This window comes from Hoeflea sp., assembly GCF_984452065.1.
In genome coordinates, this window is the sequence record NZ_CFHWAF010000031.1 from 1 (window position 1) to 14,602 (window position 14,602).

At 61.8% G+C, this 14,602-nt stretch carries 15 protein-coding genes; 11 read left to right on the forward strand and 4 right to left on the reverse strand.

The annotated features are described in order from the left end of the window. The 4 genes from AC5E6N_RS08145 to AC5E6N_RS08160 form a co-directional block, all read right to left on the reverse strand. Positions 1 to 846, reverse strand: an 846-nt coding sequence (locus AC5E6N_RS08145; RefSeq protein WP_491747353.1) for a 3-hydroxyacyl-CoA dehydrogenase family protein, incomplete at its 3' end; no start/stop codon positions are given. Continuing rightward, the gene (locus AC5E6N_RS08150) at positions 836 to 1,786 is read right to left on the reverse strand and encodes an MBL fold metallo-hydrolase (RefSeq protein ID WP_491747354.1); all 951 of its coding nucleotides are present in this window, start codon (positions 1,784 to 1,786) and stop codon (positions 836 to 838) included. The genes AC5E6N_RS08145 and AC5E6N_RS08150, both read right to left, overlap by 11 nt. A 17-nt stretch (positions 1,787 to 1,803) precedes the next feature. After that, a complete protein-coding gene (locus AC5E6N_RS08155) occupies positions 1,804 to 2,598 on the reverse strand; it encodes an enoyl-CoA hydratase/isomerase family protein (RefSeq protein ID WP_491747355.1) in 795 nt (264 codons plus the stop codon). Further along, positions 2,598 to 3,788 (reverse strand): CaiB/BaiF CoA transferase family protein, encoded by a 1,191-nt coding sequence (locus AC5E6N_RS08160; protein ID WP_491747356.1) that lies wholly within the window; start codon positions 3,786 to 3,788, stop codon positions 2,598 to 2,600. The genes AC5E6N_RS08155 and AC5E6N_RS08160 overlap by 1 nt, the downstream gene beginning before the upstream one ends. 146 nt (positions 3,789 to 3,934) lie before the next feature. On the opposite strand from AC5E6N_RS08160, the gene AC5E6N_RS08165 reads away from it, so the two are divergent. The 11 genes from AC5E6N_RS08165 to AC5E6N_RS08215 all read left to right on the forward strand — a co-directional run. Continuing rightward, positions 3,935 to 4,948, forward strand: coding sequence for a LacI family DNA-binding transcriptional regulator (locus AC5E6N_RS08165; protein ID WP_491747357.1), 1,014 nt, complete (start codon positions 3,935 to 3,937; stop codon positions 4,946 to 4,948). Between the two features lie 202 nt (positions 4,949 to 5,150). After that, on the forward strand, positions 5,151 to 6,242 hold the full coding sequence (locus tag AC5E6N_RS08170) for an ABC transporter ATP-binding protein (protein ID WP_491747358.1): 1,092 nt from the start codon (positions 5,151 to 5,153) through the stop codon (positions 6,240 to 6,242). A 77-nt stretch (positions 6,243 to 6,319) separates the two neighbouring features. Further along, a complete protein-coding gene (locus AC5E6N_RS08175; protein WP_491747359.1) occupies positions 6,320 to 7,639 on the forward strand; it encodes an ABC transporter substrate-binding protein in 1,320 nt (439 codons plus the stop codon). A gap of 75 nt (positions 7,640 to 7,714) precedes the next feature. After that, positions 7,715 to 8,653, forward strand: coding sequence for a carbohydrate ABC transporter permease (locus AC5E6N_RS08180; protein WP_491747360.1), 939 nt, complete (start codon positions 7,715 to 7,717; stop codon positions 8,651 to 8,653). An 8-nt stretch (positions 8,654 to 8,661) separates the two neighbouring features. After that, complete coding sequence (locus tag AC5E6N_RS08185) at positions 8,662 to 9,489, forward strand: carbohydrate ABC transporter permease (protein ID WP_491690805.1); 828 nt, start codon at positions 8,662 to 8,664, stop codon at positions 9,487 to 9,489. An 81-nt stretch (positions 9,490 to 9,570) separates the two neighbouring features. After that, positions 9,571 to 11,109 carry a sulfatase-like hydrolase/transferase gene (locus AC5E6N_RS08190; RefSeq protein ID WP_491747361.1) on the forward strand — a complete coding sequence of 513 codons (1,539 nt, stop codon included), beginning with the start codon at positions 9,571 to 9,573 and terminating at the stop codon, positions 11,107 to 11,109. A 10-nt stretch (positions 11,110 to 11,119) separates the two neighbouring features. Beyond that, the gene (locus tag AC5E6N_RS08195; RefSeq protein WP_491747362.1) at positions 11,120 to 11,875 is read left to right on the forward strand and encodes an SDR family oxidoreductase; all 756 of its coding nucleotides are present in this window, start codon (positions 11,120 to 11,122) and stop codon (positions 11,873 to 11,875) included. A 1-nt stretch (position 11,876) separates the two neighbouring features. Continuing rightward, positions 11,877 to 12,623, forward strand: coding sequence for an SDR family NAD(P)-dependent oxidoreductase (locus AC5E6N_RS08200; RefSeq protein WP_491747363.1), 747 nt, complete (start codon positions 11,877 to 11,879; stop codon positions 12,621 to 12,623). Between the two features lie 151 nt (positions 12,624 to 12,774). Beyond that, a complete protein-coding gene (locus AC5E6N_RS08205) occupies positions 12,775 to 13,182 on the forward strand; it encodes a hypothetical protein (protein WP_491747364.1) in 408 nt (135 codons plus the stop codon). Next, positions 13,179 to 13,508 (forward strand): hypothetical protein, encoded by a 330-nt coding sequence (locus AC5E6N_RS08210; RefSeq protein ID WP_491747365.1) that lies wholly within the window; start codon positions 13,179 to 13,181, stop codon positions 13,506 to 13,508. Before AC5E6N_RS08205 ends, AC5E6N_RS08210 begins: the two co-directional genes overlap by 4 nt. Continuing rightward, a partial coding sequence (locus AC5E6N_RS08215) for a class I adenylate-forming enzyme family protein (RefSeq protein WP_491747366.1) occupies positions 13,505 to 14,602 on the forward strand: 1,098 nt, incomplete at its 3' end. The genes AC5E6N_RS08210 and AC5E6N_RS08215, both read left to right, overlap by 4 nt.

Below are 14,602 nucleotides of genomic sequence, written 5' to 3' on the forward strand. Positions count from 1 at the left end.
GCGCATGCCGGTATGCCCTTTCGCGAATAGGTCGCCGACCGGCGTATCCGCCGGATCCGAGACATTGGAAAGGTCGGCCCAGACCGCCTTGGCCGCCTCGCCGTTCATCAGATCAAGACCGGCAAGATCGGCATGCTCGAAGGCGCCCATCGCGGGCAGCCGGGCGGCGTAGCCCTCCTTGAGTATCGTGTCGCAGGCTTCGGGCGTGACCAGCCCCCTGCCGACAAGCGAGGCGAACTCCCTCAGCACCGCATGCTGGATACGTGCCCAAAGAAATCCGGGGATATCGGGGCATCGCACCGGCGTCTTGCCGGTCTCGCGCATCAGCCGGGTGGTGAAGTCGACCGCCGGTTCGCCGGACGCATCGCCGGGCACGATCTCGACCAGTTTCACAAGATGCGCCGGCTGGGCGTAATGGGCGATGCAGAAATTCTGCGGCCGCTCCAGCACCGATTGCAGCGCCGTGGCGCTGAGGGCCGATGTGGTGGAGGACAGAACAGTGTCCGGCCCCGCATGCGCCTCGGCCTGCCGCAGAAGCTGCTGCTTGACGGCCATGTCCTCGGCGACGGCCTCGATGGCGAAATCCGCTCCGGCAACGGCATCGGCAAGGCTGTCCGTGGTCGATATGCGGGCCTGCACGTCCGGCTTTGCGCCGGCGTCGGCAAGCGCTGCCGCCGCCAGAAAATCAAATGCCTCGCCCATGCGCGCTTCGGCTTCGGGAAGGCTTTCCTTCCTGCGTCCCCACAGCCTTACCCGCGCTCCACCGAGTGCAAGGGAAAGCGCAATCTGCGCGCCCATGGTGCCGGCTCCGAGCACCGCGCAAACCGGCCATTTTTTATCCGACATAATACCAGCCGTCGCCTTCCTTCCTGGCCAGCCCCTTGGCGGCGAAATCCTTCAGGCTGGCATCGATCGAGACCAGAGCACGCCATTCGCGCACCATGTCCTGATCATCACAGCATTTGTCGCGCAACTCGGCAAATGTGATGCCGGGATTTGCCTTCATGTGGGTGACCATCGACTGCTCGACCTTGTCCACCCGCCGGCGGCAGTCATCGACCAGTTCCTTTGTCTCGGACGAGGTCTTCACCTCGTCATGGGCGAAAAGAACCGCCTGGACGTCACGTTCCGTCAGGAAGTTCTCGATCTTGTCGAAGGTCGCCCGCATCACATTGGGGTCCTCGTAGAGATACAGCACCGGATTGAACGGCGGCAGCAAAGGATCGGCGATGATGAGCGTCTTCGTGGAATGTTCGAAGAAACCGACCTCGGCCATCGAATGCCCCAGCACCTCGACCGTCTCCAGCACGACGCCGCCGCCGAGATCGATCAGATCCCCATCGCGAATGAATGTGTCGATCGGCCCTTCGGTCGGTCCCATCCAGTCGAGATATTCGCCGTTGAGATCAAAATGCTCGCCCTCCGGAAAGGCATGCACGATCGCCTTGGCGTTGAGCATGTTGTCGGCCACCCGGTCCGCCCGGTCCGGATGGCCGAGGATCGTGCAGCCGGTCTCGGCCTTCAGCCAGCCATTATTCCCCACATGATCCATGTGCTCATGGGTCAGCAGCAGAAGATCCAGTTCCCCGCGATCGATGCCGAGCTCCTCGAACGCCTGTTCGAGCGCCGGCAAACCGCCATAGAGCCCGCTGTCGATCAACGCGATCCTGTCGGCGCCGCGCACGAAAAAGACGCGCGTGGCGGTCTTGCCCTCGTGATCGCCCGGCAGGCCCATGGAGACGGTGGCGAAAGGGCCGGATTGGTAGCTGATAACCGAGTGCTTCATTGTATCTCCGTGTTTTCTCAACGTCCCTTGAATACGGGATCGCGTTTTTCCATAAAGGCCGCAATGCCCTCCTTGCCGTCTTCCGTGGCAAAGAGGGCGCCAAGCACCCGTTGTTCGAAGGTCAATCCGGCCGACAGCGCCGTATCGAGACCGTCGTCGATCACCCGTTTTCCCTCCATCAGGGCAACCGGCGCCTGTTCGGCGAGCGCGCCGGCAAGTTCGAGGGCCCGGGGCATCAGGTCATCCGGCGCGCAGCTTTCGAGCACCGCACCGTAATCGACAGCCTCCTGCGCCGTGATCATGCGGCCGGTCAGAAGCATTTCCTTGGCCCGCATCGGCCCGACAAGGCGCGGCAGGCGCTGGGTGCCGCCGCCGCCGGGCAGAAGGCCAAGCTTGATTTCCGGCAGGCCGAGCTTCGTCTTCTCATTCACCAGGATGAAGTCGCAGCACATCGCCAGTTCAAACCCGCCGCCGAGCGCGTAACCGTTCACCGCGCAGATCGTGATTTGCGGCAGCGCTGCAACGGCATCGAAGGTCTGGCGCGAGCGGCGCTGAAAATCGTCGAAAACCGTCTGACCGGCGCCGTGATATCCGGCGATGTCGGCGCCGGCGACAAAGCCGCGGCCCGTACCGGTGATGACCAGCGCACGGACACGCTCCTTGCGGGTGGCGAGGTCCGCGACATAGGCGCCGATTGCCGCCATGATCTCGAAGTTGAGCGCGCCGAGGGCTTCCTCCCGGTCCACGCGCAGCACTTCGACGGCATCTTTGCGTTCGAGCACCAGATTCGGATGCAGGCGTTCCTCGGCCATTACAATGCTCCTGCTTCGCGCAGTTTCTTGACCGCTTCGCTCCCGAGCATCTCACCGAGCACTTCATCGGTGTGTTCGCCCGCCTGGGGCGGCACATAGCGCAGCGACACCGGCGTGCCGCTCATGGTAATCGGATTGGCGATTGCCTTGATCTTTCCGGCTTTCGGATGATCCATTTCGACAAGACGGGGCGAATCGAGCTCAACCAGTTCGTCCAGCGCCTCCTTCGAATTGCGGATTGGAGCCGCCCATACATCGGCGGCTTCAAAGATATCCATCAGCTCTGCCGTGGTCTTCTTTGACGTTCCCTCGTCGATGCGCTGCTTGGTCTCGTCGCGTTGGGCCCAGGGGTCCATATCGGCCAGCCCCTCGTCGCCAAGGAGTTCGGCCAGCGTTTCGAGCGGGCACATGGCGATGGCGATCCACCCGTCCGCTGTCGGGCAGGCCCCGTAGGGCGCATCGTTCCAGCAGGACGCAACGCCTGTTTCGGAGCGGTTCAGTTCAATGCCCTGGTTGAGAACGGCAAAATTCTCCTGCCCCATCAGATTGAGCGTTGCCGAGTAAAGATTCGTCTCGACCTTCTGGCCGATACCGTGCCTGTCGCGCGCCATGAGAGCGCCGAGGATGCCGATGGCAAGCGCCTGGCTGGCGGCGAAATCGGCGATCGGCGTGCCGCAGGCCGTCGGCGGATCCCCTGCCCGCCCGGTGTTGAACATCACGCCGCTCATCGCCTGGACCAGAAGGTCCTGGCCCGGCCAGCCCTTTTTCGCCAGATGGGTGCCGGCGCCCCAGCCGGAACCCGAGGCATAGATGATCCTGGGATTTGCGGCCTTGAAATCGTCATAGCCCAATCCGAGGCGGTCCATCACGCCCGAGCGGAAATTCTCGACCACCACGTCGCATTGTTTGGCAAGGTCGATCAGCGCCTCGCGGCCCTCGGGGCTCTTCAGATCGACGGTCACGGACCGCTTGTTCCGGTTGAAGGAATGAAACGCCGCGCTGTCGCCGCCGACCAGCTGTCCGATCATCGGCATGGACCGCATCCACTCGCCTTTGCCGGGACGCTCGATCTTGATGACGTCGGCGCCGAGGTCGGCCAGCATCTGCGTGCACAGCGGCCCCAGCATCATCTGGGTAAAGTCGAGCACCCGAATGCCCTCCAGTGCCTGTTTACTTTGATGCTCGGTCATGACCGTTCCTTCCCGATCGAGGCGAATTCACCAACATATCCACCGTTTTTGATTTGGTAAAGCGTTTTACCAATTATTGGATTGCGTTTGCGCTACTTGTCAACCCGGTGTTATGAAAATACTGAGCCTGCAGTTGGAGACGATCAGTGACGACTCTTTCCGATATTGCAAAAATTGCGGGCGTTTCGTCCGCCGTCGTCTCGCGGATCGTCAACAACGACAAGACGCTCCGGGTGAGCGACGATACGCGGCAGCGTGTCCTCAAGGCCATCGACGAGCTCGACTATACGCCCAATATCGCGGCACGGACGCTCAGATCCGCCAAATCCGGGCTCATCGCCATGGTCGTGCACGACGTCACGAACCCGGTTTATGCCGAAATCATGCGCGGAGCGCAGACGGCCGCCGGGGAAAATGACAGGGCGCTTCTGCTTTTTGACGCATCGGCGAGCGAGCAGAGCGCATCGCGCCTCGTCGACATTATCGGCGGCAGCGGAATTGACGGGATGATCATCCAGAGCGCCGGCGGCGTTCCGGAAAGGGTGCTGGCCCGGGCGGCGAGGCAGAAAGTGCCGACGGTGCTGCTGCAGGCGGACCTCGACGCCGATGCGCACCTGATATGCCTGCCCGATCAGCGCGCGGTCGAGATCGCAACCGAGCATCTGATCGCATTGGGTCACCGGAACATCGGCTGCCTTTCCACGGCGCGGGACATGACGTTTTCCCTGCGCCGGCTGGAAGGCTGGAAAAACGCTATGGCCACCGCCGGGATCGATTATGAAAGGCAACCGGTCGTCTACGGCAGTTCGGATATGGACAGCGGCAGGACCCGATGTGCTGAACTGCTGGACAACAATCCCGACCTGACCGCCGTGGTCTGTTTCAACGTGATGGCCGCCATCGGCGCAATGCGGGAAATATGGTCGCGCGGCCTGGACATCCCCGGCGATATTTCATTGGTCGCGATCCATGATGTGAGCTTCGCCGAATTCCTCAGGACGCCGCTCACAAGCGTCGCGATGCCGCTCTTCGAACTGGGCAAGCGCGCGGTCGAAATCGCCATAGACGGCACGCGGCCAAAAGGCACGTCGACGATAGACAAAGCCGAGCCCCGACTCATCGTGCGCGCGAGCACGGCAGCGCCGAAAAGCACGCGCTAGCCGTCCCCTGCCGACACGGACCCGCATCGGCATATTCACAACATAAGGCCTTAAATATTTAGGTAAAACGCTTTACCAATCCGATTTTCCGTGTTTATAGTGAGCGCAACGGCTGCTGGAATTTATAATTCAGAGGCGGCCAATCTGCGAATTCGGCAAGCAATAGCGCCGCAGAAGACGGGTGAAAACTGGGGAACGCGGGATGGAAAATGGCGTAATCTTGCGAGATGTCGTGAAGTCTTTCGGCGAGGTCACGGTCATTCCGGACCTTAGTCTCGACGTCGCGGAGGGCGAGTTCGTGGTGCTGGTCGGACCGTCCGGCTGCGGCAAGTCCACAACTTTGCGAATGATCGCCGGACTGGAAAAAGTCACCAGAGGCCAGATATCCATCGCCGGGCGCGATGTCACCTGGGAGCGCCCGAAAGAACGCGACATCGCGATGGTGTTCCAGTCCTATGCGCTCTACCCGCACATGAACGTCGCGGAGAACATGTCCTTCGCACTTCGCCTTGCCGGCTCGCCGAAATCGGAGATCCAGGAACGCGTCACCCGTGCCGCCGAGATGCTGGAACTGACACCGTATCTGCACCGCAAACCGCGCGATCTCTCCGGCGGCCAGAGACAGAGGGTCGCCATGGGCCGCGCGGTGGTCCGCGACGCTTATTGTTTCCTGTTCGACGAGCCGCTGTCGAATCTGGATGCGAAATTGCGCGCATCGATGCGCACGGAACTGGCGCTTCTGCACAAACGGCTCGGCCGCACCATGATCTACGTGACCCACGACCAGATCGAGGCGATGACCATGGCCGACCGCATCGTCATCATGAAAGACGGTCTGATCCAGCAGGTCGGGAGCCCGAAACAGGTCTACAATTATCCGACGAACACATTTGTCGCCACATTCATCGGCTCGCCGTCGATGACACTGCTTGATGCGGAACTGTCGGAGGAGGACGCCAGGATTTATGCCTGCGGAGACGGTTTCCGGTTTCCGATACCGGGCAGGATGACCGAACGGGTTCAGTCCGCACCCAGCAAGGAGATCAAGATCGGCATGCGCCCGGAGCACTTTGCCGCCGAGGCCAGAACCGAGGATTTCGCGCCGGTCGAGCTGAAGGTCAAAGTATCCGAATATATCGGGTCGAGCCAGTATCTCGCCGCCGACCTCGGCAGCAGCGCGATCACCGCGGCCGTCGATGTGGGTCCGGAAGCGGACCTGCTCGGCGACGGCACGTACTTTTTCGACACGCAGCGCCTCTACATGTTCGACCGCGATGAAGGCAGGGCGATTTAGCGCCTGACGTCGGCATCCGGGCGGGATCTGTCCGTTGGCGCCAACGCCAACATGCCTATGACCAAAGGGAGGAAGTAATGAAATCAATACTCAAGACAGCCACTGTGGCCGCCACGGCACTGGCTTTCAGCATCGGGCTGGCTGCGGCCAGTCCCTATGAAAAATATGAAGGGACGACGCTGGTCGTGTCCTGGCCGTCAAACGCGCATTTCAAGGCGGCGCAGGGCCTTGTCGAGGAGTTCACCGAGGAAACCGGCATCGAGGTCGAGATCGACTATCTGCAATATCTGAAACTGCGCGACCGCCAGCTTCTCGAAATGTCCAAGAACTCGGGCGAGTACGACGTGGTTGCCTGGGTCGTCATGTGGAAGGGCGAATATGTGAACAAGGGGCTGCTGACCCCGCTGTCGCAGATGTACACCAATGCCGGGCTGGTCGATCCCGACTTCGACATTGACGACATCGCCGACGCGTATCTGCAAAACGGCGGCGTGGTCGGCGGCGCCAAGGGTTATCTGCCCGGCAAATCAGGCGGTCTCTACGGTCTTCCCTTTGGGGCCGAGACGTCCATCCTCGCCTACCGCAAGGACATATTCGAGGAACAGGGCATCGAGGTTCCGACAACCTATGACGAACTGCGCGCCGCGATGCGGAAACTGCATGCGGCGGGCATTCCCGCACTCACGTCGCGCGGTGCGACCGGTCACCAGGTAACGGCCGCATGGCTGTTCCATCTTGCGCCGCTGGGCGGAAAGGTTTTTGACGACAAATGGAATCCCGTCGTCAATTCCCCCGAAGCGGTCGAGGCGGCACAGGTCCTGCGCGAGATCGTGCAGACGGGCCCGACGGGCATTCCCGCGTTCGGTTTCGGCGATGCGGTCACCGCCTTCCTGCAGGGCGATGCGGCGATGTATCTCGATTCGCTCAAAATCGCCGCCATGTCCCGCGATCCGAAACGGTCCAAGGTCGACGGCAAGGTCGGGTTCGCGCTCCATCCGGTCGGCACAAGGTGCGGTTCGGAAACGGGCGGTTTCGCGCTCGGTATTCCGGAGAACTCCAAAAACAAGGAGGCGGCGTTCCTGTTCATTCAGTATCTCACCTCCAAGCACGGCGATCAGCGCATTGTGGAACTGGGCGGCGACCCGATCCGCATCTCGACGCTGATGGCCAATGCCGACAAGTTCCCGGAATATTCGGTTGTCGCCGAACAGCTGCCCTGCGCCGATCCCGACTGGCGCCCGCTCATACCCGAATGGAATGAGCTCAACGTCGACGTTCTCGGTCAGGCGCTGACAAAGGTCATCACCACCGATGAACCGATCCAGCCGATCATGGATGACGCCAACGAGAAGATCCGCGCCATCATGGAGCGCGAGGGCTACTACGTCTGGCAATAGGAACGGCACGCTTTGCGGGGCGCGCATGCCGCGCCCCGGAACGCTGTTGTCCACGATGGGGACCGCGGACAGAAGATGACGGTATTTGAAAAACAAACGACGCTCACACCGGCCACCAAACCCCCGCGGTTTGAGCCCGGCTTCCTGACCCCCTACGCGTTCATCGCGCCGGCCACGATCGTGATGCTGGGCGGGCTTCTTTACCCCGTGGTCATGGCCTTCTACCTGTCATTTTATGATTGGGAGATCGGCCGCGATCTGAGCGAAGCACCCTTCGTTTCCCTCGATCATTTCGCGCGCATGATCCAGGACCCGCAGGTGTGGGAGGTGCTCTGGGTCACCATACGCTTCGGCTTCTGGACAATCACCATCGAGATGACGCTCGGCATCACCCTGGCGCTGCTCCTGGAAAAGCCGATCCGCGGCGCGTCGATATTCCGCACCATCTTCATATTGCCGCTGATGATATCGCCGGTGGTTGTCGGACTGGTCTGGCGCTATCTGTTCGATGCGCGCATCGGCTGGATCAACTACTATCTCGGCGCCTGGTTCGGTATCGAGCCGCAGGTGTGGCTGGGCGATCCGGAACTCGCCTTCTTCGCCATCGTCTTCACCGACATCTGGCAGTGGACGCCGTTCATATTCATCATCGTGATCGCCGGTCTGCAGGCCCTTCCCTCAGAGGTTCTCGAAGCCTCCGATATCGACGGCGCGAACTGGTATCAGCAGATATTCCTGGTCAAGCTTCCGATGATCAAATCGATCCTGGTCATCGCCCTGCTGATGCGGCTGATCGACGTCTTCCGCGGACTTGAGGTCATGCTGATCATGACCGGGGGCGGTCCCGGCCGTTCGACCGAACTTTTATCGCTGCACATCTACAACCGCGCGTTCGAGACGCAGCAGCTCGGCTATGCCTCCGCCATCTCGGTCCTGCTGATCCTGGTGGTCTTCGGCCTTAGCCTGGCGATCCTGAAAATGGCCAATCCCATGAAAACGAAATCGGACGTGTGAGGCGCGAGATGAAAAACGAATTTGCCCGTCATCTTTACCACTACACCGCGCTCATCATCCTTGCCGCGATCCTGCTCGCGCCCATCTGGGTCATGATCTCGACCTCGTTCAAGGACGAGGTGCTGGTTCAGGACGCCACGCCCCTGTGGTTCTTCTTCGTCCCGACATTCGACAATTACGCAAGCATCATGACCGAGAGCAAGTTCGACCGGTACCTGACGAACTCGGTCATCGTTGCATTGTCGGCGACATTTCTGACGCTGCTGCTCGGCGGTTTCTGCGCCTATGCGCTGGCGCGCGCGGATTTCCGCGGACGCACGATGATGGCGAATTCGACCCTGCTGGTGCGCATGGTGCCGCCGGCGGTGCTCGCCGTTCCCGCCTATGCGTTCGTTACCCTGTCGGGCGTCGACAACGATCTCCTGACGCTGATCTTCCTCTACACGGCGATCAGCCTGCCGTTTGCGATCTGGTTGCTGTTCGGCTTCTACAAGCAGATCCCGGTGGAGTTGGAAGAGGCGGCCATCGTCGACGGCGCCACGCCGCTGCAGGTGTTTTTCCGCGTCCTCATGCCGCTGATGAAATCGGGCTACGCGGTGGCCGGCATCTTCACGCTCCGCATCGCCTGGAACGAATTTATCCTGGCGCTGCTTCTGACCGGACGCAACACCCGCACCCTGCCCGTCGCCGCCGCCGGTTTCATCACCGAGGAAGGCGTGGAGTGGGGCCGCATCATGGCCATGGGCACGCTGATCGTCATTCCGCCGCTCCTGTTTACCTTCTTTGCGGCAAAACAGATCATTGCCGGGATGACCGCGGGCGCGGTCAAGGGTTAGGCTTTGAGGCAAAGACCCCGATTTTTGCGCCGGCAGACCGTGCCCGGCCCCAATCACCTGCAAAGGCGAGGAATGACCTGAATGTCCGGTACAGATAATCATCCGAATGTCCTCTTGATCGTCACCGATCACTGGTCCGCGTCGCTTCTGGGTGCGGCCGGGCATCCGGCCGTCCACACACCGGTGCTCAACACGCTGTGCAGCAACGGCATCCGGTTCACCAACTGCTATTCCGAAACGCCGGTGTGCCTGCCCGCCCGCCGGACGCTGATGACTGGCACCACCGCCAGGCGCCACGGCGACCGCACCTTCCAGCCGCTGCGCCCGATGGAACCCGACCTGCCGACCCTGGCGCAGACCTTCCGCGAAGCCGGCTATCAGGCCTACGGCGTCGGCAAGACCCATACCTATCCGCAGCGCGACCGCATCGGCTTCGACGACATTCAGTTGGACGACGAGGGACGGACGCTCTACGGCGTGACCGACGACTACGAGCTGTTTCTCGGCGACAAGGGCTATCTCGGCCGCCAGTTCCAGCACGGCATGTCCAACAATGCCTATCAGGCAACGGCCTGGCACCTGCCCGAGGAGGTGCATGCGACCAACTGGGCAACCGATACGATGATCCGCTACATCCGCCGCCGCGATCCGACACGGCCGGCCTTCTGGTATCTGGGCTACCGCCATCCGCACCCGCCGCTGGTGCCGCCGCAGCGCTTTCTCGATTTCTACAATGACATCGAGATCGACGAACCCTTTTGCGGTGACTGGGCCAGGCAGACGGACGCCCTGCCCTATATGGTTCAGGGCGTGCAGTCGCGCAGCGTCTATTCGCAGCGCGAAATCATATGGGCGCGGCGCGCCTTTTATGCCCTTTGCACCCATATCGACCAGCAGATCGGCCATCTGATCGGCTCCATCCGTGAGGAAGGCATCCTCGACAACACGATCGTCATGTTTACCTCCGACCATGGCGAGATGCTGGGCAATCACAATATGTGGGCCAAGCAGACCTTCTACGAAGGCTCCAGCAATATTCCGATGATCCTGATGGGCGTCGAAAACTGCCGCCGCGTCGGCTTCAACCGGACCGACGACCGGCTTGCCGGGCTGCAGGATGTGATGCCGACGCTGCTGGATCTGGCGGGTATCGATCTTCCCGACACCGTCGAGGGGCGGTCCATGGTCTCGGATGAAAAGCGCGACCATCTCTACGGCGAATTCGGCGAGGAAGGCCCCTGTTCGCGGATGATCCGGGACAGGCGCTACAAGCTGATCTACTATCCGGTGGGCAATGTCTTCCAGCTGTTCGACCTTGAAGAGGATCCCGATGAAATGACCGATCTCGCCGGCCATCCGGAGCATTCCAACACGCTCGGCCATCTGAAGGGCCTGCTGCTCGAGGAGATGTACGGCTCGGACGGGAAATGGGTAACGGACGGCGCCTTTACCGGCGAACCGGCGCACCGTTACAATCCCGGTCCGAACCGGGGTCTTTCGCTGACCCGCGGCCACCAGTGGCCGGTGCCTCCGGTCAATCCGAAAGGCGGCATGAAGTTCTTCCCGGAAGCGCCCGGCGGCTGGGATGGCTCGGTGGACAACGACAACAAAGGCGAGTGAGGCGTCCAGAATGAACTCCCGATCAAAGCTGACGAAGGCCGTCGTCACCGGCGCGACAAGCGGCATCGGCACCGCCACCGTCAAGGCTCTCGCGGCGTCGGGGAGACAGGTTCTCGCGGTTGCCCGCCGGGCCGAACGACTGGAAAACCTGGCCGCGGAAACACATTGCGAATGGCTCGCCGCCGATGTCCGCGATATCGAACGTCTTGCGGAGGCAATCGCCGCCTTCGAGCCCGATATCGTTGTCAACAATGCCGGTGTCGGCCACGGCATCACCGGGCTGCACGACGTCGAACTGGCCGCCATTCAGGAAGCCTTCGAGATCAACGTGATCGCGCCCGTCCAGATTTCCTCCCTGGCGCTGACGGGCATGCGCGCGCGCGGGCGCGGTCACCTTGTCAATATCGGCTCCATCGCCGGTCTGCACACGCTGGTTTCGGCGGTCTATGGCAGCACGAAATCGGCCATCCACAGGTTCAGCCAGAACCTGCGCGCCGAACTGCGCGGCACCGGCATAAGGGTGTCGGAAATCTGTCCCGGGCGGGTCGCGTCCGATTTCTACCAGGCGGCCGCCGGCCATCCCGAGACGCTCACGCAGATGGCCCGATCCGGCATCCGGGAGCTGCAACCCGAAGACATCGCCGACGCCGTTCTCTACGCGGTGAATGCGCCGGCGCATGTCAACATTTCCACCATTGAACTGCTGCCGACCGAGCAGGCGGTGGGCGGCGTCCACATAACGCCGGTCGAAGACGGAGAGAATTGATATGGCACGGCTGCACGACAAGTCTGCGCTCATCACCGGCGGCGGCAGCGGCATCGGCCGGGCTGCCGCCTTAAGCTTCGCGCGCGAAGGCGCCGGGGTTGCCGTGGCGGATTTCAACCCGGAGGCCACCGCGGAAACGGTGGCCCTGATCGAAACGGCCGGCGGCCGTGCGATCGCCGTCACCGGCGACGTCAGCGACGAGCAAAACGTCTCGCAAATGGTGGCGCAGGCGGTTGAATCCTTCGGCAGGATCGACATTCTGCTCAACAGCGCCGGCGGCGGATCCACAAAGGACGGTCCCGTCACCGAACTGGATCTCGACGAATTCTGGCGCACCGTCCGCGTCGACCTTTTCGGCACGCTTTTGTGTTGCCGCAAGGTGATCCCCGAAATGGTCCGCACCGGCGGCGGATCGATCATCAACATTTCGTCCCTGCGCGCCGTTATCGGCACCCACGGCGCCGACGCCTATACCGCATCCAAAGGCGGCGTGCTCGCCATGACCCGAGCTATCGCCATGCAGTGGGCGCAGCACAATATACGCGCCAATGTGATGGCGCCGGGCGTCGTTCTGACCGAGCGTGTGGCGGCCTTCATCAAGGAGGACAATCCGATCTACCGCAAGTCGCTGCTGGGCCCCTCGGAACCGGAGGATGTAGCGGCGCTGGCGCTCTACCTGGCAAGCGACGAATCGCGCAAGGTCACCGGCGCCGTTTTTCGCCTCGACGGCGGTGCAAGCATTTACTGAGGGGCCTCTGGCCTGCGTCTGACTTTGCCCGGGCACAAACCGGCCACCATCGCTCCGACGCTCCGCTACGGCTCCGCGCGTTCATCGCTCGCGAAGTGCTAACGGTCAGGTTTTTGTATTTTTTCAGAATTTTTTCGTATACATTTGCGCGATGAACGAGTTTCGGATTCCGCAAGGCCGCTATGAAATCACCGCCCGATTGGATGACAGTGTGCGGGCGCTTTCGCGGGCAAAGCCCCGCGTCAATCAGACCGCTTTTCCAATCTTCGCCTTTGTCGGTGCGCTGGGCGGGATGGGGCTCAAAATCAAGGATCTGTCCGAAGCGCTCGGCTTGACGTTTGACCAGGGTCCCGTACTGGCGCGCAGCCGGTTGAGCTTTGCGGCTCCGCTGCTGGTGGACCGGGTCTATGCCGTTGATGCCGACATCGACATGCTCGTCAACAAACCCAGCCGGACCTACGGAACCGCGGACCACCTCCATCTGGCCATCCGTTTAAGCACCGAAAAACTGCACAGCACCGCGCGGCTGCATATAGTTTTTCCCGGGAGACAGGAATGAAAAGACCATTCGAAAACATATCCGGACCCGAGATGGCGGAATGGTGCGAACTTCTGGCGGATGACAATGCCATACACCTTTCAAGGGAGGCCGCAAGCGCGGTCGGCTACGGGCCACGCCGGGTTAATCCCGGCCCTGCAAATCTCTCCTATCTCCTTTCGTGCCTGCCCCCGGAGGCCGAGGAAACACTGACCGATGTCGACGCCCATTACGCCGGCGTCGTCCTTGAGGGCGACGATCTGAACGCCACCCTCGAAGGCGAAAGGGCGGTGCTTACGCGCGACGGTTTCGCACTCGTGACCGCGACGTTCGACGCAAAAAGATGACTCCGTTCGAAGCATCGCAAAGCACCGTTTATCCGCTTGTCGCCATGCGCGCGAAGGTATCGCCCGATGCCCCTGCCCTGACGGACGGCCACCGGCAATTGACCTACGGGCAATTGATCGAAAAGGTCGACCGGGTCGCTGCCGACCTTGCGGGGCGTAAAATCGCGCGCGGCGACCGAATCGCGGTCATTTCCGAGAACTGTATTGAATACACGATCTTGCAGCTCGCCGCCGCCAAGCTCGGGGTCATCACCGCCTGCCAGAACTGGCGCCTGGCCGCGGGCGAACTGTCCTACTGCATAGAGCTGGCGGAGCCGCGCCTTGTCGCGGCCTCGGACAGATATCTCGATCTTGCAGCCGAAACCGCCGGAGATGTTCCGGTCTGCCGCATGGACGGTTTCGACGCGGATGGACAAACGGAGTGTGTCGCCCAACCGGAAGACGGGCTGTTCATCATCTTCACCTCCGGAACCACGGGCCGACCGAAAGCGGCGGTCATCTCGCACCGTGCCCAGCTTGCGCGCATGGCCGGGTCCAGGCTCGACCTCGGCATGCGCCAGTCGGACGGATATATCTCATGGGCGCCCATGTTCCACATCGGTGGAACGGAGCATCTTATGTCGACCCTCATGTGCGGCGGACCCGGTTATGTCTTTGACGGCTTTGATGCCGACCAGATTATCGACGCGCTGGAGGCCTGCCGCATCGGCTGGCTGTTGCTGGTTCCGGCCACCATCGAACCGCTGATTGCGCGCCTGCGTGAACGGCAACCGCGTATCAAGACCGTGCGTGCCGTCGGTTGCATGGCGGATCTCGTGCCGCGTTCGGTGATGGATGAGATTTCCACTTTGCTCGATGCCCCCTTTCTGAATTCCTTCGGCTCGACTGAAACCGGCTTACCGCCCCTTTCGGGCGACCTGATAGCACCGGGGAGCGAGCGCGAATCGCTGGCCAAGCGATTGTCGGTTCTGACCGAACTGCGCCTCGTCGGCGCTGACGGCCGGGACGTTGCCGACGGCGAGGCCGGGGAAGCGTGGGTTCGGGGACCGACATTGTTTTCCGGCTACTGGAACAATCCCGAGGCGAATGCCAAG

Coding starts and splice junctions, on each gene's coding strand:
- AC5E6N_RS08150 (WP_491747354.1), bottom strand. CDS start 1,786: ATGAAGCACTCGGTTATCAGCTACCAATCCGGCCCTTTCGCCACCGTC.
- AC5E6N_RS08155 (WP_491747355.1), bottom strand. CDS start 2,598: ATGGCCGAGGAACGCCTGCATCCGAATCTGGTGCTCGAACGCAAAGAT.
- AC5E6N_RS08160 (WP_491747356.1), bottom strand. CDS start 3,788: ATGACCGAGCATCAAAGTAAACAGGCACTGGAGGGCATTCGGGTGCTC.
- AC5E6N_RS08170 (WP_491747358.1), top strand. CDS start 5,151: ATGGAAAATGGCGTAATCTTGCGAGATGTCGTGAAGTCTTTCGGCGAG.
- AC5E6N_RS08175 (WP_491747359.1), top strand. CDS start 6,320: ATGAAATCAATACTCAAGACAGCCACTGTGGCCGCCACGGCACTGGCT.
- AC5E6N_RS08180 (WP_491747360.1), top strand. CDS start 7,715: ATGACGGTATTTGAAAAACAAACGACGCTCACACCGGCCACCAAACCC.
- AC5E6N_RS08185 (WP_491690805.1), top strand. CDS start 8,662: ATGAAAAACGAATTTGCCCGTCATCTTTACCACTACACCGCGCTCATC.
- AC5E6N_RS08190 (WP_491747361.1), top strand. CDS start 9,571: ATGTCCGGTACAGATAATCATCCGAATGTCCTCTTGATCGTCACCGAT.
- AC5E6N_RS08195 (WP_491747362.1), top strand. CDS start 11,120: ATGAACTCCCGATCAAAGCTGACGAAGGCCGTCGTCACCGGCGCGACA.
- AC5E6N_RS08200 (WP_491747363.1), top strand. CDS start 11,877: ATGGCACGGCTGCACGACAAGTCTGCGCTCATCACCGGCGGCGGCAGC.
- AC5E6N_RS08205 (WP_491747364.1), top strand. CDS start 12,775: ATGAACGAGTTTCGGATTCCGCAAGGCCGCTATGAAATCACCGCCCGA.
- AC5E6N_RS08210 (WP_491747365.1), top strand. CDS start 13,179: ATGAAAAGACCATTCGAAAACATATCCGGACCCGAGATGGCGGAATGG.